The sequence below is a fragment of the Micromonospora arborensis genome, from assembly GCF_003205615.1.
Taxonomy (GTDB): domain Bacteria; phylum Actinomycetota; class Actinomycetes; order Mycobacteriales; family Micromonosporaceae; genus Micromonospora; species Micromonospora arborensis.
In genome coordinates this window covers 54,822-77,707 of record NZ_PYBV01000024.1, presented here as the reverse complement: position 1 = coordinate 77,707, position 22,886 = coordinate 54,822, and the positions used below count along the sequence as shown (strand labels likewise).

Genomic DNA, 22,886 nt, shown 5'->3' with positions numbered 1-22,886 from the left:
GGCGATATGGAGTCGATCACACGCCGGACCGGCCCCCGCCGGACCGCCCGGGCCACGGGACCACAGCGCGCCACGCCGAGCCGCAGCGGGCCACGCCCGACCATGCGCCGTGCCGCGTGCGCCGTCCGTGTCCCGCGTGCGCCGTGCATGTCATGCGCCCGCGTCCACGCGGCGTGCGGCCCGCACCAACCAGACGGCGCGTGATCGACTCCATATCCGCGACATTGCGGCATCCGAGCAGCCGGACACCGCCTCATCGGCGATACCGAGTCGATCACGCGCCGGACCGAACCCGACGGCCCGGCCCTGTTGGGCCGGGCCGTCGCTGCGGCGCGCTGGTTGGAGGTGGAGCGCCGGTCGGGTCAGGCGGCCCGATTGCGGTTGTACAGGGCTTTGGACCAGAGGAAGCAGACCACGGTGATGACGGCGCACCAGGCGACCGCGATGATTCCGTTGGCGCCGATCCCGCTGCCGAGCAGTAGGCCGCGGAGGGTTTCCATGACGGGTGTGAAGGGCTGGTAGTCGGCGAAGAGGCGCACCGGTGTCGGCATGGAGTCGGTGGGGACGAAGCCGCTGCCGAGGAATGGCAGGAGGATCAGCGGCATGGGCAGGTTGCTGGCTGTCTCGACACTGTCGCTGACCAGGCCGAGGGCCACCGACAGCCAGGTGAGCGCAAAGGTGATCATGGCGAGGACGCCGGCTGCGGCGAGCCACTCGATCGGGTTGGCCGTGGGCCGGAACCCGACGAGCAGCGCCACGCCGGTGACGGCCGCGAGGCTGAGCATGGTCTGGATCAGGCTGCCCAGTACGTGCCCGGTGAGCACCGACGGTCGGAAGATCGCCATGGTTCGGAACCGGGCGATGATGCCTTCGGTCATGTCCATCGCCACCGAGATGGCGGTGCCCTGCGCCGCGCTGACCACCGTGATGAGCAGGATGCCGGGGGTGACGTAATTGGCGTACTGGGCGCGTCCGCCGGACGGCCCGAGGCCGGCGCCGAGCGTGCCACCGAAGACGTAGACGAAGAGCAACAGGATGATGACCGGGATGCCGATGAGCAGGAGGGTCATCGACGGGTAGCGCCGCATGTGCAGGAGGTTGCGCCGCAGCATCGTGCCTGAGTCGTGGACGGCAAGGGAGAGGGTGCTCATCGCGCCGGGGCCCTTTCGTGGTCGGGTCGACCGGCCCGGGTGTCGGGTTGGCCGGTGAGGGTGAGGAAGACGTCGTCGAGATCGGGCGTGTGCACGGAGAGGCCGGCCACGTCGATCGAGGCGCGGTCGAGCTGGTCGAGCAGGGAGCGCAGCGACCCGACTCCGCCGTCGCTGGGCACCTGGAGGGTGAGCGCCGCGTCGTCGCGGGTGGAGGCCGCGAAGGTACGGGCCGCCGAGTCGAGCCCGTCCTGGTGGGCGAACTGCAGCACGATGTGGCCTCCCGGAATGAGGCGCTTGAGTTCGTGCGGAGTGCCTTCGGCGATCAGTCGGCCGTGGTCGAGGAACGCGACGCGGTCGGCGAGCTGGTCGGCCTCCTCCAGGTACTGGGTGGTGAGCAGGATGGTGACGCCCTCGGCGGCGAGAGCGCGGATGATCTGCCACATGGCGCGGCGGCTGCGCGGGTCGAGGCCGGTGGTCGGCTCGTCGAGGAAGATGACGCGGGGCTGGCCGACCAGGGTCATGGCGAGGTCGAGCCGGCGGCGCATGCCACCGGAGTACGTCGACACCGGCTTGCCCGCCGCCTCTACCAGGTCGAACTGGTCGAGCAGATCGGTGATCCGTCGCCGACCGGTGGCCTTGTCCAGGTGACACAGGTCGGCCATCAGGTTGAGGTTTTCCCGGCCGGTGAGCAGGTTGTCGACGGCGGAGAACTGGCCGGTGACGCCGATCAGTTCGCGTACGGCGTCGGGCTCTCGGGTCAGGTCGTGGCCGAAGATGCGGGCGGCGCCTCCGTCGGCGTTGATCAGGGTGGAGAGGATCTGCACGGTGGTGGTCTTGCCGGCACCGTTGGGGCCGAGCAGCGCGAAGATCGTGCCTTCGGTGATCATCAGGTCGATGCCGTCGAGCACGACCTTGTCGCCGTAGGACTTCCGCAGGTCGGTGGCGACGATCGCGGGTTTCCTGGGGCTGGTCATGGTCTCCTCCTTCGTGTTCGGTGTGCTGCCGGTTCAGGCGCGGCGGATGGCGACGTCGCCGTAGGAGGTGTGCGCCCGGACCTCGACCGTCTCGTCGGTCTGCGCCGGGCTGTCGGTCGTGTCGAGCGCGTTGTGCACCCGGCCGTGCTTGGAACTGACGTCGAGCCAGGCGGCGGTGCCGCGCCGGATGCCGACCTCGATCGCGCCGTAGGAGGTCTGCAATTCGATCGACCCGCGTACGACCTCGCCCAGCCGGACGTTGCCGTACGCGGTGCGCGCGTTCACCGATGCCGCCGGGGCGTCGACGGTGATGTCGCCGTAGGCGGTGTTGACCCGGACGTTTCCGCCGCTCTGGCCGATCCAGCAGTCGCCGGAGGAGTTCTTGACCTCTGCGGTGCCGTCGACCGCGCCGATGCGCACCTTGCCGGATGAGGACTTGATCCGGGCGGGACCGGCGACGCGCTCGACCGCGACCTCGCCGTGGCTGGTGTCGATGTCCAGCGGCCCGGTCTCCTCGAGCCGGATCCCGCCGCCGGTCTTGAGGCGGCACTCGCCGAGCCGACCCTCGCAGCGGAACGCCGTCCACGCCGCCTCGGCGTGCACCCGTGAACCGGTCGGCACCTCGATCAGGACGTCGACCGAGGGGCCGGTGCCGAAGAAGCCGTAGCGGCGCCAGTTCTTCGGTGCTCTGATCAGCAGTTTGCCGGCGGCGTACTCGACGGTGGTCTGTTCCGCGCCGCTCACGTCGGCCTTGCTCGACGGGTCGCGGGGCCGCACCGTCACCACCGTGTCGGCGCGGTCACTCGCGGCGATCCAGGCGTCCCCGACGGGCAATTCGATCTGGACGGTGATCGGTTCTGGTGTGTCGAAAACAGGCATGGTGGTCTCCCGGACGGTGGTCGGCGAAGGTCGCCGCTGGTCAGCGGCGCGAGGGAAGGAAGGGGTACGGGGAGTTAGCGGGCCCAGCCGGTGAAGTGCTGGCCGGAGCGCGGCTCCACCCGTCGGGGCGGACGACGCTCCGTCTCGCCCGCCCCGACGGCGCCGGCGACAGCTCGCACCAGCCAGGCGTTGACCGAGAGCCCGGCGCGGCCCGCGGCCTCCTCGACGCTGGCCTTGAGGTGGTCGGGAAGCCGGAGGTTGATCCGCGAAGTGCCGCCGTCGTCACCCTCGGGCGGCGCGAGCGGTGGCACCGACGGCGTCGGTGGGCCGCTGGCCTGGCCCGCCTCATCGGTCGGCGGGCTGGCCGGTGCCACCACGAAATCGGGTTCACGGCCGCGCAGCCGGACGTGCACCGAACCGGGCGCAAGCTCGCGGGTGATCTCGTCGGCCGCGTCGGACAGGGCCTCGAGCAAGGTGAGACGGGTGGCCGCCTCCAACTGGGCGAAGAGCCGTTCGGCCAGCACCCGGGCCTCCGGATCGACGCCCTCCGCGGCCACGGCGAACTCGTTACGCAGGTTCTCGACGTATGACCTCAGCTCCATGGCACCATCATGGCACCATTTTGGCTCAGGATGCAACAGTCATGGCTCACTGCGATGCCATCGATCAGTCCCGGTGTGGGTTGGCCGGCACTCGCAAGTCGCCGAACATGCCCCGGACCAGGTGATTCGCCTGCTCCTGAGTCAGCCCGGTGGCCACCAGCAGGTCGCTGACCGTCGTCCGGACCTGTGCCACCACCACCGCACCCGAGAAGCCGACGCCATCCCGGTAGGCACGACCGGCCGCCTGGACCGCCCGCAACGCCTGCTCCCTTGCCCGGTTCGGCTCGGCACCGGCGGCAAACTGCCGCTTGAGCAACCGGACGGCCTCGGCGAGATCGGCCACCGCATCCGGCAGCGATTCCGGAACCGGTTCGTCGTCCTCGATCAACGTCACCGCCCGACGGATCAAGGTTCCGCTGTTGCGCATCGCCCGGTCGATCGGCTCGGCCGCCCGCGCGTACCGGCCCACTGGCCCGCGCCGTTCGCGCCAGTGCACCGGCGACAGGGTGCTGGCTTCCCGGGCGCCCTGGGTCGCCTCGACGAACGCATTCAGCTGGCCCTTGTTCTGCCGCAACTCACCCCGGGCGGTGCGGGCACGAGCGGCGTCACGGTCGGCCAGCGCGCCGGCGGTGGCGTCGAGCTGGGCGGCGAGGAGATCCAACACGGGCCGTGCGGCCCGGTTGAGCACCCGCAGCGGGTTCAGTGGCAGCAACACGGCGGTGACCAGCAGTGCCGTCCCTCCCCCGACGAGCGCGTCCACGAACCGGGGGATCTCCAGATCCCGGGTGGACGGGCTGAGCGTGCAGATGAGCACCGCCGTCGCCCCGGCCTGGATCACCACCGCCGCACTGCCCGCGAGGAACAGCGCGACCATGATCGCCAGCACGACGATCAGGGCGAGTTGCCACCACCCGGTGCCGATCACCACGAGCAGCAGGTCGCCGATCAGCACCCCGACGGTGACACCGATGATCAGTTCGACGGTACGGCGCAGCCGTTGGCCGAGAGACGCGGCGAGGGTGGAGACGGCGGAGATCGGTGCGAAGACCGGCTGCGAGATGTTCAACAGCTCGTGCGCCACTACCCAGGACAGTGCCGCGGCCAGGCCAGCCTGCACAGCGAGACCGCCGATGGCGCGTACCCGACGGAACCGGTCGCGCACCGTGACCACCGCGCGTTCCCAGAGTCGGACGACCGCCGGAGCGCCCGCGTCCGCTCCGCGCCGACCGGCAGCGACCATGGCGGCACCTACCCCGCCCCGACCAGATCAATCCACCGCCGTCTGATCGGCATTCCGCCCGAGCGCGGGCCGCACAGACCGAGGTACGCGGACCGGCGACGACCGCCGGTCGGGGCGGCGACTGAGGGGTGGCGCCTCGGGACTTGCCGCGATTGAGGCCGTCCGGTTCGGGTAGACCGCGGTCTGCCACCGTCGGGGTGGCGCCCCCGGGCACACGGTGCGTGCGGGGCTGGCCTCAGGTGGATCGTGTGACGAGGGGCTGCCGAGGCGCCTCGGGGGGACGTCGGATGGATCAGCGCGGTTGAGCGGGCCGGACATCTCCGGCGACGTCGTGGAGTTGCGGGTACACGGAGTCTCCGGCGCGAACGCCGAAGAGGTGCTGAACCTGCAGCAGACCGCGCAGGTGGCGGGTGACCGCAGCGGAGGCTTCTACCGGCCGCGCCCCCGGTACCCGGACGCCACCAACCCGCCTGGGGTGACGCTGGAGGCGTACCGCTGGGGTGACCTGCCCTCCGGGACCGTGGCCCGTGCCCTCGGGCTGGTTTTCCTGCTGCCGTTCATGTTGGTCAACGTGGCGATCTGGATGCGCCCCGCGCACCCTGGCTCCGAGGCGCTGGTCAGGTCCCTGTGCCGGTTGCTGGCGCTCACTCTCACCGTGCTCTACGTGCTCGCCATCGCCGGTGTCACCCTGGATCTGGTCGGCTGGAAGTGTCTGAACTCGCCGCAGTGCCTCACTGGGCGCAGTTGGCTGTCCTGGTTGAGCGGGCGGCCGGTCGGGCTGCGACTGGCGGTGCTCGCGCTGGTCCCGGCCATCGCGATCAGCCTGATCTGGCGGGTCAGCAATCGACCGGGGCGCACGTTCGAGGCGTTTCGCGCGCCCGAGCAGCTCTCCGGGCATCGGCTCGGCGCGGTCGGTCAGTGGGACGCCGAACCGCTCGTCGGTCGGCTGCGCTCCATCCACGTCGCCGCCGCGTTCGCGACGCTGGACCTCACCCTGCTCCTGGCCCGAGCCGCGACCGGCGCCACGGCCGCCACCGGCGCGCTGACGGTGGCCACCGCGGTGGTGCTGACGGCCTGCGTGGGCTGCCTCTGCACGCCCCCGCTGATCGACCGGGCCGCCGCCGACCGGCGGCTCGACAGGGTCACCAGCGCGCTTCGGACCACCGCCGTCGCCCTGACCGTCGTCGTCGTGGCCTACGTGCTGGCGAGTCCGCAGCCGTGGGACGGGCGACGCGAACTTCCCGGCTACGACACGACCCTGGCCGGGCTGTTCGTCGCACAGACGACCCTGCTGGCCGCCCTGGGCGTGGTGCTGCTCCAACGCCGGGACCAGCCGCGAGGCGCCACCCCACTGTTCGGGCTGGGAGCCCTGGCGATCGCCGCCACCGGCATCAGCGTGGCGGTGGCGTACGCCGCCGAACTGGTCTATCGGACGGCGGATTTCCTCGATCGTGACGTGCCCACCGGTGCGGGCATCGCCACCGGCCCACCCCGCGCGTACACCTGGGTGATCTTCGGCTTCCTTCGCGCGGTCCTGATCACGCTGATCGTCGCCGGTCTGGTGGTCGTGATCTCCCGCCGCGGCCGGCGTCGCGCTGCGGCGGCAATCGTCGCCCACGACTACCCGAACCCGCCGGCGGAGGCGGGTTCCCGGCTGCGGCAGGTGCGCGATGCGATAGCCCGGGCTCGGTTCACCGAGAAACTGGTGCCGCTGGCCGTGCTCTACGGCTGCCTCGCCGGGCTCGCCACGGCCACCACCACCGTCGGCCTGTTGGGGCAGTTCCCGAACGACGTCGTCGAGCGAAACGCCGGGTTGCCCGCGGACGCGGTCACCTTCGGCATCGCGTTCGGCAGTTGGCTGATCGCGGCGATCATCGTCGGTCTGATCCTCGGCAGCATCTTCGCCTACCGGACCGTCCCGTTCCGGCGGCACATCGGCGTCCTCTGGGACCTCGGCACCTTCTGGCCCCGGGCCGCCCACCCCTTCGCACCGCCCTGCTACGCCGAACGCGCCATACCGGAGCTGACCCGCCGAATCACGTACCTCGTCGAAACTGGCCACGCGGTGCTGCTCACCGGGCACAGCCACGGCTCGGTCCTGCTCGCCGCTACTGTGCTCCAGTTGCCACCGGAGGTCGGCAGCCGGGTCGCCCTGCTCACCCACGGGTCACCGCTGCGCCGCCTCTACGCGCGGCTCTTCCCCGCCTACATCGACGAGGCGGCGCTGCAGGACATCGGCCGCCGGGTCGACTGGCGCTGGGTGAATCTGTGGCGTGACACCGACCCGATCGGTGGCTGGGTGTTCTCCGCCCACCGGCCAGCCCCGGCGGCCACGACCAGCGACCCGGCATCCGCCGTGGATCGCCGACAACGCGATCCCCGCGGCGTGGTGACGCCGGCCAGCGACAGCGTCTCCCCGCCCATCCACGGGCACTGGCCGGATGAGACGGACGAGTCGTTCGTCGCGGCGGTGCGGGAGTTGGTGCAGCGCCTCGACGGGCGGACGGATCCACCCGGGCCCACGTGACGGACTGGGTCACTTTCCGCGGGTTGCCCGCGTACGCCAGTCGTCGAGGCGCGTACCGGCGATGCGGGCGCCGTCGCCGGGGAGGAGCGAGCGCTCGCCCAGCCTGGTGCCGAAGTACCGGGCGTCGGGGTCTGCCACCACCGACCGCGGGTCCTGCTGTGCCACGAGGACGGTTCGCCCCAGCTCGTCGAGCCGGAACTGCTCCGGGCCACCGACCTCGACCACAGCGTTCGTGGGCGCGCTGAGGGCGACCTCGGCCACCTCGGCCGCGACGTCGTCCGCCGCCATCGGCTGGATGAGCACCGGCGCGAGGCGCACGGTGTCGCCGTCCGTGGCGGCGTCGATGATCCCCTGGATGAACTCGAAGAACTGCGTGGCGTGCACCAGCGAGTACGGGATTCCGGACGCGACGATGAGCTTCTCCTGGGCGACCTTGGCCCGCAGGTAGCCGCTGTCCGGATGTCGGTCGGAGCCCACGACGGAGAGCGCCACGTAGTGGCCCACCCCGGCGTCCGTCGCGGCGGCGAGGAGATGCCGGGTGGAGGTCTCGAAGAAATTCAGTACGGCGGAGTCCTCGAACGACGGCGAGTTCGACACGTCGACGACGACGTCGGCACCGACGAGCGCCGCCGCCACTCCGTCGCCGGTCAGCGTGTTCACACCGGTCTTCGGCGATGCCGGCACCGCCTCGTGACCCTGGGCACCGAGGCTCCGCACGAGCTTGGAGCCGATGAGGCCGCTGCCACCGATGACGACGATCTTCATGGTCGAACCACGTCCCGTCTGCGCTCGGTTGAATCGCCTGCCAACCAGTAAGACGGAAACCGTGTGCCGGTGCAGGACAATCGCCGGAGAACAGCGATACGGAGATCACCTCACCGCTGGAGGTCAACATGGCCGCGGTATCGCACCCGGTGTTCGCCCGGGTCTACGAGCGGCTCAGTGTCGCCATGGACCGCGCGGGCACGGCCGAGTTCCGGCGGGACCTGGCCGCCGGCCTCTCCGGCCGGGTGATCGAGATCGGCGCGGGCAACGGCCGCATGTTCTCCCACTATCCGCTCGGGGTGACCGAGGTGGTGGCGGTGGAGCCGGAACGACGTCTGCGGACCGCTGCCCAGCGGGCGGCATCGACCGCGCGGGTGCCGGTCACGGTCGTCGACGGTCTGGCCGAGGCACTGCCCGGCGGTGACGGCGAGTTCGACGCGGCCGTGGTCGCGTTGGTGTTGTGCACCGTGCCGGATCAGGCGAGCGCACTCGCCGAGGCCCGCCGAGTGCTGCGCCCCGGCGGCGAGTTGCGCTTCTTCGAGCACGTCGCCGCCGAGAGGCACAGCCGGCTGCAACGAGCCCAACGGCTGGTCGACGCGACACTGTGGCCGACGCTGTTCGCCGGCTGCCACACCAACCGCGACACCGTCGCCGCCATCGAGGCCGCGGGGTTCGTGATCGAGGAGCTGCGCCGGTTCCGTTTCCCGGCCGCCAGCAACAGTCCATCCTCACCCTGTGTCCACGGCCGGGCGATCAAGCCCGGAGCGGTCAACCAGCACCGAGCATGATCGCGGGGCTGCGCAGATACACGAAAGCCACGCTGCTGTCGGCCCCCTTGACGCGCACTGTCGGCACGTCCGGCCAGGCCGCAGTCAATCACTGTGCGTAATAACAGGAACATGAAGGTGAATGGGTATTGAGCACCGGGGCGTACCCATTATTCCGTTTTGTGGGCATACGCGCCCATGACGTGATGTGGTGGTCAGCGCACTTAGCGTGCCCATCCAGGCCGTTTCGCGCAGGGCGTGGCTCACCAGGCACCCCTGCGAAGTAGTACCCACGGAGGGTGTTCCTGTGACAGCAAAACCCAATCATCTTCGTCTTCGACGAAGGCTACTGCCAGCACTCGCGGCGTCCGCAGCGGCCGTCCTCGCAGCCAGCCTTCTACTGCTCAGCTCGAACCCGGCCAATGCGGCGGATGCACCCGTGAACTTGGGGACAGCCGGTGACTACTCCGTCCTCGCCGGAGCCGAGCCGACCAACACCGGCCCGAGCTTCCTGGCTCAAAACCTCGGACGATTCCCGGGCAACACCGCGACGGGCTTCGACGAGGCAACCATCGGCGGCGAGATCCACCTCGGCGACGCCGAGGCTCTCCAGGCGCAGAGTGACCTCACCATCGCCTACAACGACGCCGCCGGACGAACGCCCTTCACCATCCTTCCCGCAGAACTCGGCGGCAACACGCTCAACCCCGGTGTCTACCGCATCGGGGCCGCGCAACTGACCGGGGCGTTGACACTGAACGGCCAGGGCAACCCCGCGGCCGTGTTCATCTTCCAGATCGATTCCTCGCTGACGACCGCGGCGGAAAGCAGCGTCGTCCCGATCAACGGCGCTTCGGCCTGCAACGTCTTCTGGCAGATCGGCAGCTCGGCGACGATTGGCACGGGCACCACCTTCGTGGGCACCATCATGGCCCAGGCGGCGATCACGATGGCCACGGGCGCGACCCTCCAGGGACGCGCGCTGGCGCGCACCGCGGCTGTCACCCTCGACACCAACACCATCACCGCTCCGGTCTGCGCCGGACCGACGGGCCCACCCGGACCCTCCGGCCCACCCGGGCCATCCGGTCCACCCGGGCCATCCGGTCCGCCCGGCAGCCCCGGCGTACCGGGTAGCCCCGGCGCACCTGGCAGTCCTGGCGCACCTGGCAGCCCCGGCGCACCCGGTAGCCCCGGCGCACCTGGCAGTCCTGGCGCACCCGGTAGCCCCGGCGCACCCGGTAGCCCCGGCGCACCCGGTAGCCCCGGCGCACCTGGCAGCCCCGGCGCACCCGGTAGCCCCGGCGCACCCGGTAGCCCTGGAGCACCCGGTAGCCCTGGAGCACCCGGAGCACCTGGCAGCCCTGGAGCACCCGGCAGCCCGGGTGGCAAGAAGCCCATCTTGCCCGTGACCGGTGGCGGCGTGGTCCCGGCCATGACGGGCATCGGAAGCGCGATGGTCGTACTGGGCGCGTTCGCGTTCCTCCTCGCGCGGCGTCGACGCCAGGAGTCCTGACCGGTGAGTCCGGCCGGTGATCTGCCGGCCGGGCCACCCCAGCACTCACCATCCTGTCCGCCGTCGGGCCCGCTCCCAGTTGGGGGCGGGCCCGACGACGGGTACGCCAGGCGGTGTGCGGCACAAGGAGCCGTCGCCGTGCGGCCCTCTCAGTCCAGGTCGAGGCGGCGACGCAGAACGTCCGCTGCGTAGTCGGGTCGCGCAACCTACGTAGCGACTACCGACGATTGGCGGCTGGCTGGCCGGTGCAATGGATGCATGACCAGCAACGAGGCCTCGAAGGCCAGCAACCCGGACAGCGCCGAGGCGATCGCCCGGCCTACCACCCCACCGATCACACCGCCGCAGCGGAGCACCCCGGACGACGCGCCCGCCAAGGCGGACACCGCCGCACCCGCGCCGCCGCCGGTCCGCGCACCCGAGCAGGCCCGCCAGACCGAGCAGGCGCAGCGCGCGGACGGACCGCCCGCCACGTCGGCTCCGGTCGTCAAGGGTGACGCCCAGGCGGCTCCGACGACGCCGACCCCGTCGCCGCCGACGACCATCACCGCGGACACTGTGGCCGCGCGGGCCGTCGTCCTCGACGGTGCCGACAACGGCCTGGTGCTCACCAACTTCAAGACCCGCGCGTACACCATCGGGATGAACGGCGGCACCAGCACCATCAGCCTGGCGAACGACAAACGCGCCTACACCACGGTCCTGGACGGGCAGAACGGCAACCTGTGGGCAGCCAACAATGTCAACAGCCGCAGCCTCAGCGCGAACCAGGTCGACCTGGACGGCCCGAACAACCACGTCAAGTTCTGCCACAGCAAGACCCGCACGTACACCATCGGTATCGACGGTGAGAAGAGCTCGATGGCGTTCGCCCACCCGGACACCCGGCAGTACAAGCTGCTACTCAACGGCACCACCGGTGACCTGTGGGCAGCCAACAACCTGAACAGCCCCAGCGTCACCGCGACCAACATGTCCGCGACCAACGCCGTCAGCTCGAAGATCGTCGCCGCGAACCAGGTCGACCTCGACGGCACGAGCAACCACATCAAGTTCTGCCACAGCAAGACCCGCACGTACACCGTCGCGATCAGTGGCGACCAGAGCTCGATGTCCTTCGCCAACCCGGACACCCGGGCGTACACCGTGGTCATCGACGGTGTGCACGGCGACATCTCGCTCAGCAACGCCGACCTGGCCGAGGAGTTCGACGTCGCCGACGGTCACCTGACCGCGGCAATTCCCGGCGCGGTGCTGGTCATCGGCGAGACCGGTGCGCTGGAACTGGCCGACAAGCCGTACGACAGCGCGGTGGCCGGCGTGGTCTCCGGAGCGGGCAGCTTCGCCCCGGCGATGGTCCTGGACCGCCAGCCGGACAGCGACAAGCGGCGGCCGCTGGCCCTGGCCGGCAAGGTGTACTGCCTGGTCGACGCGACACACGGTGCGGTTCGCCCCGGCGACCTGTTGACCACCTCCCCCACCCGGGGGCACGCCATGCGGGTGGCCGACCCGCTCAAGGCGGTCGGGGCGGTCCTGGGCAAGGCGCTGGGTCCGCTGCCGACCGGTCGGGCGCTGCTCCCGATTTTGGTGACCACGTCATGACCAGCCTGCGTCAAGCGGCTGGGAAGTATCTCCGGTTCGAGGCGCCGATGACGATGCGGGAGGTCGGCGGCGAAATCGGCCACCCCACCGGGTCCAGCCGACGGCTGCTGGTGCAACTGGACCAGACGTCGAGCGAGTGGTTCTCCGGCAGCCTGTTGCCCTCCAGCGTGAAGGGCAGCGCGTGGCTGCGGTTGTTCAGCGACGGCCACTACATGTTCGAGGGCCACGTGCACGAGAACGGGGCGGTCTCGCACAGTTGGTCGTTCGTGGCCACGCCGGCCTTCGTGGACGCTGACGGCAACGCCTTCGTCTTCTCCGCCAGCGGCAAGGTGTCGGACAACAGCAGCAGTGACGACTTCGCCGAGCTCGGCCAGGATCCGCGGATCGGGCAGTACTGGGAGCAGCTCAGCAACGCCACGGTGAACTTCCGGCTGAGCGTGTCGATGAACGTGGGCCAACTGATCGGCAACATCCTGAAGTGGATTCCGCTGGTCATCGTCGGTGCGGTGGTCGCCGGGTGGGTCGCGTTCTTCGGTCAGCCGGGCAAGGTCCACGCCTACAAGGACGAGAACGGCACCGTGCACATGTGGAAGTCGAGGGAGTGACGGCGTGACCAGCGTCCGTACGGCCGCCGCTCAGTATCTCGACATTCGGGCACCGCTGACCCTGCGCCAGGTCGGCGCACAGGTCGGGCATCCGGGCGGATCGACCCGGACGGCGATGGACCGGCTGGAGCAGGAGTGGAGCAACACGTTCTCCGGCAGCCTGTTGCCGTCGAGCGTCAAGGGCACCGCGTGGTTGCGGATGGCCAGCGACGGCCACTACTGGTTCCAGGGCCACGTCCACGAGAACGGGCTTCTCAGCCACAGCTGGAGTTTCGCCGCCGCGCCGAACGTGGTGGACCAGAACAAGAACGTGTTCGTGGCCGTCGCGAGTGGTCGGGTGACCGACGAGCACAGCAGCGACGACTTCAGCATCACTGGTCACGACCCGCGCATCGCGGAGCTGTGGGAGCAGATCCGGTACGCGTCGGTCACGTTCCGGTTGGACGTCACCGCCAACTTTGCGGAGTTGGCCAAGAGAGTGGGCCTGGGGATCCTGACCGGCTTCGGGTTGACCGTCCTGGCCGGCACGATAAACGTTCTCGGCGCCAAGGGGGCGGAGTGCCACGAGGACTCCAACGGACAGGTCACCTGCTACACGAGGAGCACCTAGCGGTTCCCGGACGGGTGACGTCCGCGGTGCGTCGTGCGCCGCGGTCGTCACCCGGCCCCTCAGCCGACCAGGCGTAACGCGTCGGACAGTTCACGCCGGGAGGTCACCGCGAGTTTGCGGTACGCCCGACCCAGATGCGTCTGCACCGTACGCACCGACAGCACCAACTGGTCGGCGATCTCCCGGTCGGACAGGCCACGGGCGGCGAACCCGGCGATCTGCGTCTCCCGCGCGGTCAGCCCCGCCGCCACCGCCGGGTCGCCCGGTGCCGCAGCCCGGAGTCGGGTGCGCAGGGCGACGAAGAGCCGCGTGCTGTCGGACGTGCCGGCATGCCGAGTGACCTCGTCGACCAGTTTCAGCGCCTCGCCGGTCATGTTCACGTCGAGCAGGCGGTGGGCGTGCTCAAGCAGCACCGACGGGTTTCGACCGGCCAGCGCGATCACCGCCCGGCCGGCGGTGACGAGCCGTTCGGCGTCCACGTGCCCGAGGGCTTCGGCGATGCGGTCCGCGTACCTGGACGGGCCGGCGACCGGATCGAGGTGCGCGGCGTAGATGAGGTAACCCAGTTCCACCAGCCAGCACCCGGACGCATGAGCGATGACGATCGCCTCGTCCATCAGGCGAGCCGCCCGGGACCGCTGGCCGGCCGCGGCGGCTACCGCGGCCGTCGCCCAGGGCCGCAGGCCCGGCACCAGCGTGACCGCGTCGACGGGGTGTTCCCGGAGCACGGCTTCGGCCTCGTCCGGGTGGCCGTCCTCGGCCAGGGTGATGGCGAGCCATCCGGCGGCCTCGGAGCGGAACAGTCCCTCCCCGTCGGCCTGCTGTGCGACGGCGTCGCGGAGCCGGCTGATCGCCCCGGCCCGGTCACCGCTGATCCGCTGGGCGTACCCGTCGAAGACCGGCCACGCGGTGTGGGACAGACCGGAGACCAGCGGGTCGTTGGGCATCGGCCACCGTCCCGCGGCCGGGTCCGTCACCGGACCGGTCGGGGTGGGCTCCCGCCACAGTTCGGCGAACGCCAGCGCCGCCCCGGCCATGCCACGGGCCAACGGCAGTGCCGACGAGCCGGCCCGCTCCACCGCCGCGACGGCCGCACGGCCCACCCGTGCCGCCTCCGCTGTGCGCCCGGTCAGCACCAGCGCGGCCACCGACGCCAACGTGACCCGCAGTTGGCCGGCGGGCGGAGGCGACTCGGCCAGCAACTCGCGGGCACCGTGCAGCGCCCTCGCGGCCTGCCCGCTGAAGAGTTGGACCACCACGGCGGCGGACGCCGCCTCCGCCCGCCCGGCCGTGTCACCGGCCGCCTCGGCGTCCGCGTGAATCCGCAGCAGGTCGTCGTACGCCTGCCGGGGCTCACGCCCCACCCAGGCGCGGTGCCTGGCCAGCGCCACCCGGACGGTCACCTGGGCACCACGATCATCGGCGGCCTCGGCGGCACGTTGTGCCGCGACCAGCGCCTCGTACGCCTCAGCGGTCCGACCCTGCTCGACGAGGGCGGCGGCGAGCGCTACCGCTGCCGGTGCTCCGCCACCGCGCTCCCGGGCCCGCCGGGCCAGCTGTTCCGAGGCGGCCGGATCCGCGTACAGGCAGAGGCTGGCCGACCTGATCAGCTCGGCCGACCCGACCGGTTGACCGGCGTGCACCGCCCACAGCGCGCTGGCCATCGCGTGTGGTCCTCGGGTCGCGGCCGGTGGCGCGCTGGCCAACAGCGCGGCGGACACCCGGCGGCGGCGCGCGGGCGACATCCGGCGGCGTACCGCGGCCCCGAGCATGGGGTGGCGCAGCCGGACCAGGATCTGATCGTCGCTCTGCTCGCTGCGGACCATGCCGAGCTGTTCGAGATCGGCGATCAACTCCGGTGACGCGGCCGCCTCCACGACGGACAGCGGCAAGGGCCCGCCGAGGGCCATCGCGGCCAGGGCGTCCTCGCCGGGGCGGCCAACCCGGTCCAGTTCCCGGTCGAGCAGGTCGGCGACCTGCGCCGGCACCGCGAGTGGGGCCCTCCACCGCCACTGGTCGGTGTCGCGCACCAGCGAACCGACCTCCCGCCCGTGGTCGATCAACGCGACCACCAGTTGCGGCAGCCCACCCGTCCACTGCCACAGCAACTGTGTCGTGGTGCGGCTGACCGGGCCGGACAACCGTTGCTCGGCCAGTGCGCCGACCGCGTCCTCGGTGAGGGCCGGCACGAACAGCCGGGACAGCTCGACGTCCTTCCACAGTGCGACGACCGCGTCCGGGGCCGGGACCCCGGACCGGGCGGTGACCAGCGCGCGGACCACACGGGCCTGGACGAGACCGAGCAGCACGCCGGCGGACGGCCCGTCGAGCAGGTGGGCGTCGTCGACGACCAGGACCGGGGTACGCCCACGGCCGCACCGCTCGTGCAGGGCGGCCAGCACGGTGTGGTGCACCAGAGCTGGGTGCAGGGATGGGTGACCACCGTTGAGGAGTCGGCCGAGCGCGCCAAACGGCACCTCTTTGCTCGCTTCGGTCGCCGTGATCCAAGCTTCGCCGAACAGTCGGGACGGCAGGTCTGCGACGACGGCGCGGGCGAGTGCGGTTCGCCCGACACCTGCCGGGCCGACCAACACGACGCCGGACGCCCGCACCAGCGCGGTGCGGGCCTCCGCGAGCAGGCCGTCACGCCCTGTCAGCATGTTCGGATAGTGACCTGGCCGCTGGCCAGCGGCGATCAGTCATCCGACAACTGTCGCGCTACCGTCAGTGCCGCTGAAAATCGTTTGCCGTACGCGACGGGCTCCGCGAGAGTGACGTCCATGACGTACTGACGGATCCACCCCTGCTCCGCCCCCGGTGACGCCTCCCGGAGGGCGTCACGTCGTCCGTTCCTGCGTCTCAGCGAACAGTGAGCTTCCTTGTCCCAGAACCACTCCCCTCGGGAGTCCCTGCCCTCGTCCACCCCGGCCACCGTCACGGTGTTCGCCTCACCCGCGAGCTGGATCGAGTCCGATGCGCTGGCGCAGTGCCAGCAGGTCGCCGCCCTCGACGGCATGGTCCACGTTGCGGCGATGCCGGACCTGCATCCCGGCAAGGGTGCGCCGATCGGTGCGGCCATGGCGTCGACCGTGCTCTACCCGTTCCTGGTGGGCTCCGACATCGGCAGCGGCATCGCTGTGTTCCCCATCAAGCTCAAGCGTGCCGTGCCGGAGCGGCTGGCCTCCCGGTTTCCCGACCTCGACCGTGCGTTGGACCCGGAGCAGGACGCCGACGACCCGGCCTGGGGCGTCGTTGCGGGTGACGTCCCAGCCGGTCACCTGGACGGTCTCGGGACAGTCGGACGAGGCAACCACTTCGTCGAGTTGGCCCGCGTCGACACCCTCCTCGACACGAGCCACGCGACCCGCCTCGGGCTGAACGCCGGCGACCTCGTGCTCATCGTCCACAGCGGTTCCCGTGGTCTGGGCGAGCGGATCCTCCGGGCGCACACCGAGGTCCACGGCGCCGGCGCCGCCCCCGATCCTGCCGCCTACCTGACGAGGCACGACGAGGCCGTGCGCTGGGGTTCGCTCAACCGCCGGGTGCTGGCGGCCCGGGTCGCGTACGCGCTGGGGGCCGAGCCCTGCGAACCGATCGTCGACGAGTGCCACAACCTGGTCGAGGTCCGCGACGGGGTCTACCTGCACCGCAAGGGCGCGGCGCCCGGTGACGGCCGTGACGTTCTCGTCGCCGGTTCGCGGGGCACGGCGTCCTACCTGGTGGCCGCCCACGCCGGGCCGGAGGCCAACCACTCGGTGGCGCATGGCGCCGGCCGCAAGATGTCGCGCGCCGACGCCCTGCGGCGGGGCCGCGCCAAGCACACGGTCGAGGAGCTACGCCGGACGCCGGTGGGCTCGCTGGTGGTGTGCGGCGAGCGCCAACTGCTCTTCGAGGAGGCGCCCACCGCGTACAAGCGCATCGAGCAGGTGATCGCCGACCTTGTCGAGCACGCCCTGGCCACGCCGGTGGTCAGCACGATTCCCGTGGTTACCTACAAGACGCCCGATCTCGGATCGACGGCACGGTCGGACCGGCGGGGCCGCCGCGGCTCGCGAGGCCGGTCGTGAGCGCGCTCCTGCTGCTGTCCGCCGGGCGCGGCCCGCAGGAGTGCGCCTGGGCACTCGCCCAGTTGCTGCACCGTCTGAACGCGGACGGCACCGGTCGGGGTCTGACGATCCAGCAGGTCCAGGCCGTGCCCGGTGACCGGCACGGCACCTACCGATCGGTGCTCATCCAGATCTCCGGTGGCGGTGCCGAAGCGTTCGCCGCCTCCTGGACCGGCACGCTGTGCTGGCAGGCGCCCAGCCCGTACCGGACGAGCGCCGGTCGAAAGAACTGGTACGTCACCGCCCAGCCGCCGCACCGCGACGCCCCGCCGACGACCTTCGTGGAGGCGGACGTCGACATCGTCGCCTGCCGTACCGGTGGTCCGGGTGGTCAGCACCGCAACAAGGCCAGCACTGCGGTACGAGCGACACACCGTCCGTCCGGCATCGTCGTCGTGGTGGATGAGGAGCGGCAGTTCAGCCTCAACCGCCGCATCGCCCTGCAACTGCTGCGGCAGCGCATCGAGCACGGCGACGAGGCGGCGCGGCGTGCCGTCACCACCGCCCGCTGGCGCATCCATGACGAGTTGGTACGCGGCGACCCCGTACGGGTGGAACGTCCGGAGCCGCAGCGACCGGGCCGCAGCGGGTAGCGGGGGGCGGGTCAGACCTCCAGCACGGCGTCCGCGAATGCCTGGGGCGCCTCCTGGGGCAGGTTGTGCCCGACACCGCCGCCGACGGTCCGGTGCTCGTACTGCCCGGCGAACTGTTTGCCGTAGACGCTGGGCTCCAGGTGGGGAGCGCCGTTGGCATCGCCTTCCAGGGAGATGCTGGGCACCGTGATCTTCGGCTTCGCGGCCAGGCGCTTCTCCACCTCGTCGTACTGCGACTCGCCGGAGGCCAGGGCCAGCCGCCACCGGTAGTTGTGGATCACGACGTCGACGTGGTCGGGGTTGTCGAACGCGGCCGCGCTGCGCTCGAAGGTGGCATCGTCGAACGACCACTTCGGGGACGCGGTCTGCCAGATCAGCCGGGCGAAGTCACGCCGGTTCTTGTCGTACCCGTCCCGGCCGCGTTCGGTGGCGAAGTAGTACTGATACCACCACGCCAGCTCCGCCTTTGGCGGCAGCGGCACCTTGCCCGACGCCTGACCGTCGATCAGGTAGCCACTCACCGAAACCAACCCACGGCAGCGCTCGGGCCACAGGGCGGCCACGACGTCGGCCGTACGCGCACCCCAGTCGAACCCGGCGAGCTTCGCAGTGTCGATCTTCAGGGCGTCCATGAGGGCGATGAGGTCGAGCCCCACGGCCGCCGGCTCGCCGTTGCGCATGGTGTCGTCGGAGAGGAATCGGGTCGTGCCGTAGCCACGTAGGTACGGCACCACGACCCGGTGGCCGGCGGCGGTGAGCACCGGCACGACGTCGACGAAGCTGTGGATGTCGTACGGCCAGCCGTGCAGGAGGATCACGGCGGCGCCGTCGGCCGGCCCGGCGTCGACGTACCCGATGTTCAGGACCCCGGCGTCGACTTGTCGCACGTCGCCGAACGGCGCCTTCGCTTGCGCCCCCGCCATTGACCTTCTCCTCGCGCCCCAACCTCTCGGATGTGCTGGCTACGCCCAATGTAGGGAGCCGCAGCGCTGCCGATCGCGGTTTGCACGTGATCGGCACCGCGCGATCCCGAGCTGGCTAGGATGCGTTCCGCCGGTCAGGTCACTACCCCGCCCTCTACGACTCACGGCGGGCAACGCCCGTAGGGTGATGGCATGGCTGAGCGACCTCTGACCTTGATGGCGGTGCACGCCCACCCGGACGACGAGGCGACGAGCACCGGTGGCGTCCTTGCCCGCTATGCGGCGGAGGGGATCACGACGGTGCTGGTGACCTGCACCGACGGGCGGTGCGGCGACGGCCCCGGCGGGGTCAAGCCGGGTGACCCGGGGCACGACCCGGCCGCTGTCGTGGCCATGCGTCAGGCCGAGTTGGAGGCCAGCTGCGCGGTGTTGAAGGTCAGCCACCTGGAAACCCTGGGGTACGCCGACTCCGGGATGATGGGTTGGCCGACCAACGACCAGCCCGGCGCGTTCTGGACGACGCCGGTGGCGGAGGCGGCGGGCCGCCTCGCGGAGCTGATCCGGCAGTACCGACCGGATGTGGTCGTCACGTACGACGAGAATGGTTTCTACGGCCACCCGGACCACATCCAGGCTCATCGGATCACCATGGCCGCGGTCGAGCAGACGGACATCCCGGCGAAGGTCTACTGGACCACCGTGCCGCGCACCGCGTTCGAGCAGTTCGGGCAGATCATGAAGGAGCTTGGCGTCGACTGGGCCGAGCCCGACGCGACGGCGGAGCCGCAGCCGCTGCTCGGCCTACCCGATGATGAGATCACCACCTGGGTCGACACGAACAGCTACGGCGGGCAGAAATTCGACGCGCTGGCCACCCATGCCAGTCAGACCGAGAACATCTTCTTCCTGCAACTGGGCCGGGAGCGGTTCACCGAGCTGATGGGTGTGGAGACCTTCGTTCGGGTTCAGGACCGGACCGGCGCGCCGACACCCGAGGACGACCTCTTCGCCGGCCTGCGATGATCGATCTGGATCAGTCTCCGTAGCGGCGCCAGGCGTCGTCGGCGACCGTGTCGACGATGTCGCCGGCGACGGCGAGGTCGGCTGCGGTGAACTGTTCGGACTCCCCCGCACGCCAGCGGACTGCTCGTTGCGCCAGAGCGGCGTACTCGGGGAAGAGCTGCCCAAGGTACGTCCCCGCGGCCGACTTCGAGATGATGTCGCTGTGGGCGAGCGTGTAGTGCAGGCGCGGTGGCCCGAGCACGAACCAGCAGACCGTTTCGGCGTCCATGACCTCGTCCGGGGCGACACCGGCGAGCGCTGACGGAAACGTCGCGACCGCCGACTGCCAGTATTCCCGCAGGTTTGTCAGGTTGTAGCGCCGCAGCGCCTCCGGATCGACGCGCACACCCAGCGCGGCCGTGGCTGGACCGCGTACGGGGATGCCGTACCGCTGCAAGGTCAACCACAGCACCGGGTTGAGCTCTCCGCAGGGCCTGGCCGTCCTGAACTCACCGTTGACGACGAACGGTACGACTTGTTTGTCGCTCGGCCAGGATCGCGCCATCGCCGGTTCCAGGTAGACCCCGTCTAGGTGGGGTGACGCCGGCATCCTGGCGTGGACCGCCGCGAGTGCGGCGAGGTCGTCGATGCTGGCCGGCCGTGACGTCAGGATCACCGTGTCGACGTCGCTCACGTTGGGCTGCCACGCGCCGAGTGCGGCGGACCCCACCACATACAGGGCGGTCACGTAGCCGGGCAGCGCCCTGTCGACCGCCTCAAGGTAGGCCTGCGTGCGCTGCTCGATCATGCGCGCCACGGTATCGGGTCGACCTGGAAGGCGGCAGCAGGCTGCGGGGCTTCGAAAGTTTCGGGCGCGCAACGCGTGGGGCTACCCAGCTCACAGGAGCAATTTCCGGAAGTTTTCCCCATTGACGCCCAGACATCGACGGCCTTAACGTTTCGAGCAAGTTTCCGGTTCCGGCCGGAACTACCAGCGCCACGGACGAGCAGACCAAACCCGGGCGCCACACTCCGCTCCCACCCGCCAGCAGCCGGACCCGCACCTTCTTGATCGACTAACGTCTATCGATGATGTGAAAGGTAGGCAGATGAAGCTGAGACAGTGGACGACCGTCGGGGTGGTCGCCGTCGCGACCGTCGCGGCGCTGAACACTGTGCCGGCCACCGCGAGCCGACCGTACGACCCCACGGCGCAGAGCCTCGCCGCCCTCGGCCTGCGCCACGGCCTCCAGGTCGGCACCGCGGTGAGCATTGATGCCCTCAACGACGCCAGCGACCCGCAGTACCGCAGGCTGGCCGCCTCCGAGTTTTCCTCGGTCACCGCCGAGAACGCGATGAAGTGGGAGAGTCTGGAGCCCACCCGCGGCGCCTACAACTGGGCGCCGGCCGACCAAACTGTCGAGTTCGCCAAGCGCAACCGGCAGAGCGTGCGCGGCCACGTGCTGGTCTGGCACAACCAGCTGCCCGGCTGGCTGACCAGTGGCGTCGCCGACGGGTCCATCAGCAAGCAGGAGCTGCGCGACCTGCTGCGCAAGCACATCACCACCGTCGTCAACCGCTACAAGGGCAAGATCTGGCAGTGGGACGTGGTCAACGAGGCGGTCAGCGACCCGTGGGACACCCCGTCGACCCTGCACTACAAGGGCTTCTGGGCGGAGAATCTCGGACCCGGCTACATCGCCGACGCGTTCCGGTGGGCCCGAGCCGCCGACCCGAAGGCACTGCTGTTCTACAACGACTACAACATCGAGGCATTCGGCTCGGGCAACCCGGCCGACGACAAGACCCAGTTCGTCTACGACATGACCAAGGGCCTGCGCGCCCAGGGTGTCCCGATCGACGGCGTCGGCTCCCAGGGCCACCTGGGCACCCAGTACGGCAACTACGACACCCTCCAGGTGACCGCCGCGCTGAAGAAGTTCAGTGGGCTCGGCGTCGCCACCGCGTTCACCGAGGTCGACGTCCGCAGTCAGATGACGGCGGCGGTCCAGGCCGGCAACTCGGAGGAGATCAACCCCCGGTTGCAGGCGTCGGCCGCCAACTTCAGCGTGCTGATGAAGGCGTGCCTCGCCGTCCGCAGCTGCCTGTCGTACACGGTCTGGGGGTTCAGCGACAACCACTCCTGGGTGCCGGGCTGGTTCGACGACCCACTGGAGGGCCTGGCCACGATCTACGACGAGAACTACCAGCCCAAGCGGGCGTACCACGAACTGAAGTCCGACCTGATCTTCGCTGGGCCGCCGTACGTCCTGCCGCGGATCACCCCCAAACCCCGCCGCTGACCAGTGGACTCGGCTGATCCGGCGGCGCGGATTCAGCCGTGCGGCCGTGTGGGGCTTCGCGAGGCCCCACACGGCCGGTCCGCCACCACGGACGTCGAAGAATTGCTCACGTTCGGTCGTCCCGGTCAGCCATACGGACGCCATTGGAGTATTGATGCCGGTTCTACCGGCTTATCGATGGTGTTGGTGTAACGATAGGACGCGTGGGAACTGCGAAAACTGCCATGCCTGCGATCTCGCCGCTCACCGGCGATCCAATCAAGCGGGCCGATGCCGAGCGACTTGCGGGAGTGCTGAAGGCATTCGCCGACCCGGCTCGACTGCGTCTGCTCAGCCTGATCCAGTCCGCGCCGGAAGGTGAGGCATCCGTCAGTGACCTCACCGGGGCGCTCAACCTCTCCCAGCCGACGGTGAGTCATCACCTTCGAATTCTCACCGAGGCTGGCCTACTCGAACGCGACAAGCGGGGGGTCTGGGCGTACTACCGCCTGGTGCCGGCCGCGATCGCACAGATCGCCGACCTGTTGACGCCGCCCCGAAAGCGGGCGACGAAGAAGACCCGCTGATCCTGCGCAGCAGCAGCCAACTCGCCGCACCTCGTCCGGGCGGATGCTGGCGGCTCGATGCGCCGACCGTAGGCGCGACCGCGATCCCGTGGGTCCGGTCGGCGTCCGGCGCTGCGCATTGTCGTTTGGGCCGGCTCACCACAGGGAACCTCTCG

The 22,886-nt window shown here is 70.4% G+C and carries 21 protein-coding genes and 1 pseudogene; 12 read left to right on the top strand and 10 right to left on the bottom strand.

The window, feature by feature from the left end; translation table 11 throughout:
* Positions 1-362: 362 nt before the first annotated feature.
* The 5 genes from C7C45_RS19775 to C7C45_RS19755 form a co-directional block, all read right to left on the bottom strand.
* Positions 363-1,151 (bottom strand): ABC transporter permease, encoded by a 789-nt coding sequence (locus tag C7C45_RS19775; RefSeq protein WP_110565173.1) that lies wholly within the window; start codon positions 1,149-1,151, stop codon positions 363-365.
* Entirely contained in the window at positions 1,148-2,125 is a 978-nt protein-coding gene (locus tag C7C45_RS19770; protein WP_110565172.1) for an ATP-binding cassette domain-containing protein, read from the bottom strand. The genes C7C45_RS19775 and C7C45_RS19770 overlap by 4 nt, the downstream gene beginning before the upstream one ends.
* Positions 2,126-2,158: 33 nt before the next feature.
* Positions 2,159-3,004 carry a DUF4097 family beta strand repeat-containing protein gene (locus C7C45_RS19765; RefSeq protein WP_110565171.1) on the bottom strand — a complete coding sequence of 282 codons (846 nt, stop codon included), beginning with the start codon at positions 3,002-3,004 and terminating at the stop codon, positions 2,159-2,161.
* 74 nt (positions 3,005-3,078) lie between these two features.
* On the bottom strand, positions 3,079-3,606 hold the full coding sequence (locus C7C45_RS19760) for a hypothetical protein (protein ID WP_110565170.1): 528 nt from the start codon (positions 3,604-3,606) through the stop codon (positions 3,079-3,081).
* A gap of 64 nt (positions 3,607-3,670) precedes the next feature.
* On the bottom strand, positions 3,671-4,846 hold the full coding sequence (locus C7C45_RS19755) for an FUSC family protein (protein ID WP_110565169.1): 1,176 nt from the start codon (positions 4,844-4,846) through the stop codon (positions 3,671-3,673).
* A 301-nt stretch (positions 4,847-5,147) separates the two neighbouring features.
* Between C7C45_RS19755 and C7C45_RS19750 the strand changes: the two genes are divergently transcribed.
* Positions 5,148-7,373 carry a hypothetical protein gene (locus C7C45_RS19750; protein WP_110565168.1) on the top strand — a complete coding sequence of 742 codons (2,226 nt, stop codon included), beginning with the start codon at positions 5,148-5,150 and terminating at the stop codon, positions 7,371-7,373.
* 9 nt (positions 7,374-7,382) lie between these two features.
* On the opposite strand, the gene C7C45_RS19745 is transcribed toward C7C45_RS19750, so the two are convergent.
* Complete coding sequence (locus C7C45_RS19745) at positions 7,383-8,138, bottom strand: SDR family oxidoreductase (RefSeq protein WP_110565167.1); 756 nt, start codon at positions 8,136-8,138, stop codon at positions 7,383-7,385.
* A 128-nt stretch (positions 8,139-8,266) separates the two neighbouring features.
* Between C7C45_RS19745 and C7C45_RS19740 the strand changes: the two genes are divergently transcribed.
* On the top strand, positions 8,267-8,926 hold the full coding sequence (locus C7C45_RS19740; protein ID WP_110565166.1) for a class I SAM-dependent methyltransferase: 660 nt from the start codon (positions 8,267-8,269) through the stop codon (positions 8,924-8,926).
* A 187-nt stretch (positions 8,927-9,113) separates the two neighbouring features.
* A pseudogene (locus C7C45_RS35110) lies at positions 9,114-9,872 on the top strand (ice-binding family protein); the annotation flags it as partial.
* 55 nt (positions 9,873-9,927) lie between these two features.
* On the opposite strand, the gene C7C45_RS35105 reads toward C7C45_RS35110, so the two are convergent.
* Positions 9,928-10,260, bottom strand: a complete 333-nt coding sequence (locus C7C45_RS35105; RefSeq protein WP_244200456.1) for a hypothetical protein — start codon at positions 10,258-10,260, stop codon at positions 9,928-9,930.
* 47 nt (positions 10,261-10,307) lie between these two features.
* Here C7C45_RS35105 and C7C45_RS35100 point away from each other — a divergent pair, with 47 nt between their 5' ends.
* From C7C45_RS35100 to C7C45_RS19720, 4 genes are all read left to right on the top strand, one after another.
* Positions 10,308-10,421 carry an LPXTG cell wall anchor domain-containing protein gene (locus C7C45_RS35100; protein ID WP_167454753.1) on the top strand — a complete coding sequence of 38 codons (114 nt, stop codon included), beginning with the start codon at positions 10,308-10,310 and terminating at the stop codon, positions 10,419-10,421.
* 258 nt (positions 10,422-10,679) lie between these two features.
* Positions 10,680-12,023 carry a hypothetical protein gene (locus C7C45_RS19730; RefSeq protein ID WP_110565164.1) on the top strand — a complete coding sequence of 448 codons (1,344 nt, stop codon included), beginning with the start codon at positions 10,680-10,682 and terminating at the stop codon, positions 12,021-12,023.
* On the top strand, positions 12,020-12,628 hold the full coding sequence (locus C7C45_RS19725; protein ID WP_110565163.1) for a hypothetical protein: 609 nt from the start codon (positions 12,020-12,022) through the stop codon (positions 12,626-12,628). The genes C7C45_RS19730 and C7C45_RS19725 overlap by 4 nt, the downstream gene beginning before the upstream one ends.
* Before the next feature lie 4 nt (positions 12,629-12,632).
* Entirely contained in the window at positions 12,633-13,238 is a 606-nt protein-coding gene (locus C7C45_RS19720; protein WP_110565162.1) for a hypothetical protein, read from the top strand.
* A gap of 59 nt (positions 13,239-13,297) precedes the next feature.
* Here C7C45_RS19720 and C7C45_RS19715 read toward each other — a convergent pair whose 3' ends face one another.
* A complete protein-coding gene (locus tag C7C45_RS19715) occupies positions 13,298-15,898 on the bottom strand; it encodes a helix-turn-helix transcriptional regulator (RefSeq protein ID WP_110565161.1) in 2,601 nt (866 codons plus the stop codon).
* A gap of 219 nt (positions 15,899-16,117) precedes the next feature.
* Between C7C45_RS19715 and C7C45_RS19710 the strand changes: the two genes are divergently transcribed.
* Both C7C45_RS19710 and prfH read left to right on the top strand, forming a co-directional pair.
* On the top strand, positions 16,118-17,305 hold the full coding sequence (locus tag C7C45_RS19710; RefSeq protein WP_110565160.1) for an RNA ligase RtcB family protein: 1,188 nt from the start codon (positions 16,118-16,120) through the stop codon (positions 17,303-17,305).
* Positions 17,302-17,937 (top strand): peptide chain release factor H, encoded by a 636-nt coding sequence (gene prfH / locus C7C45_RS19705; RefSeq protein ID WP_110565159.1) that lies wholly within the window; start codon positions 17,302-17,304, stop codon positions 17,935-17,937. Before C7C45_RS19710 ends, prfH begins: the two co-directional genes overlap by 4 nt.
* Before the next feature lie 11 nt (positions 17,938-17,948).
* On the opposite strand, the gene C7C45_RS19700 is transcribed toward prfH, so the two are convergent.
* A complete protein-coding gene (locus C7C45_RS19700) occupies positions 17,949-18,860 on the bottom strand; it encodes an alpha/beta fold hydrolase (protein WP_110565158.1) in 912 nt (303 codons plus the stop codon).
* A 192-nt stretch (positions 18,861-19,052) separates the two neighbouring features.
* On the opposite strand from C7C45_RS19700, the gene C7C45_RS19695 reads away from it, so the two are divergent.
* The gene (locus C7C45_RS19695) at positions 19,053-19,883 is read left to right on the top strand and encodes a PIG-L family deacetylase (protein ID WP_110565157.1); all 831 of its coding nucleotides are present in this window, start codon (positions 19,053-19,055) and stop codon (positions 19,881-19,883) included.
* Positions 19,884-19,893: 10 nt separating this feature from the next.
* Here C7C45_RS19695 and C7C45_RS19690 read toward each other — a convergent pair whose 3' ends face one another.
* Complete coding sequence (locus C7C45_RS19690) at positions 19,894-20,670, bottom strand: nucleotidyltransferase domain-containing protein (protein WP_110565156.1); 777 nt, start codon at positions 20,668-20,670, stop codon at positions 19,894-19,896.
* A 301-nt stretch (positions 20,671-20,971) separates the two neighbouring features.
* On the opposite strand from C7C45_RS19690, the gene C7C45_RS19685 reads away from it, so the two are divergent.
* Positions 20,972-22,165 (top strand): endo-1,4-beta-xylanase, encoded by a 1,194-nt coding sequence (locus C7C45_RS19685; protein ID WP_110565155.1) that lies wholly within the window; start codon positions 20,972-20,974, stop codon positions 22,163-22,165.
* Between the two features lie 224 nt (positions 22,166-22,389).
* Positions 22,390-22,731, top strand: coding sequence for an ArsR/SmtB family transcription factor (locus C7C45_RS19680; protein ID WP_208641223.1), 342 nt, complete (start codon positions 22,390-22,392; stop codon positions 22,729-22,731).
* Positions 22,732-22,886: the final 155 nt, after the last annotated feature.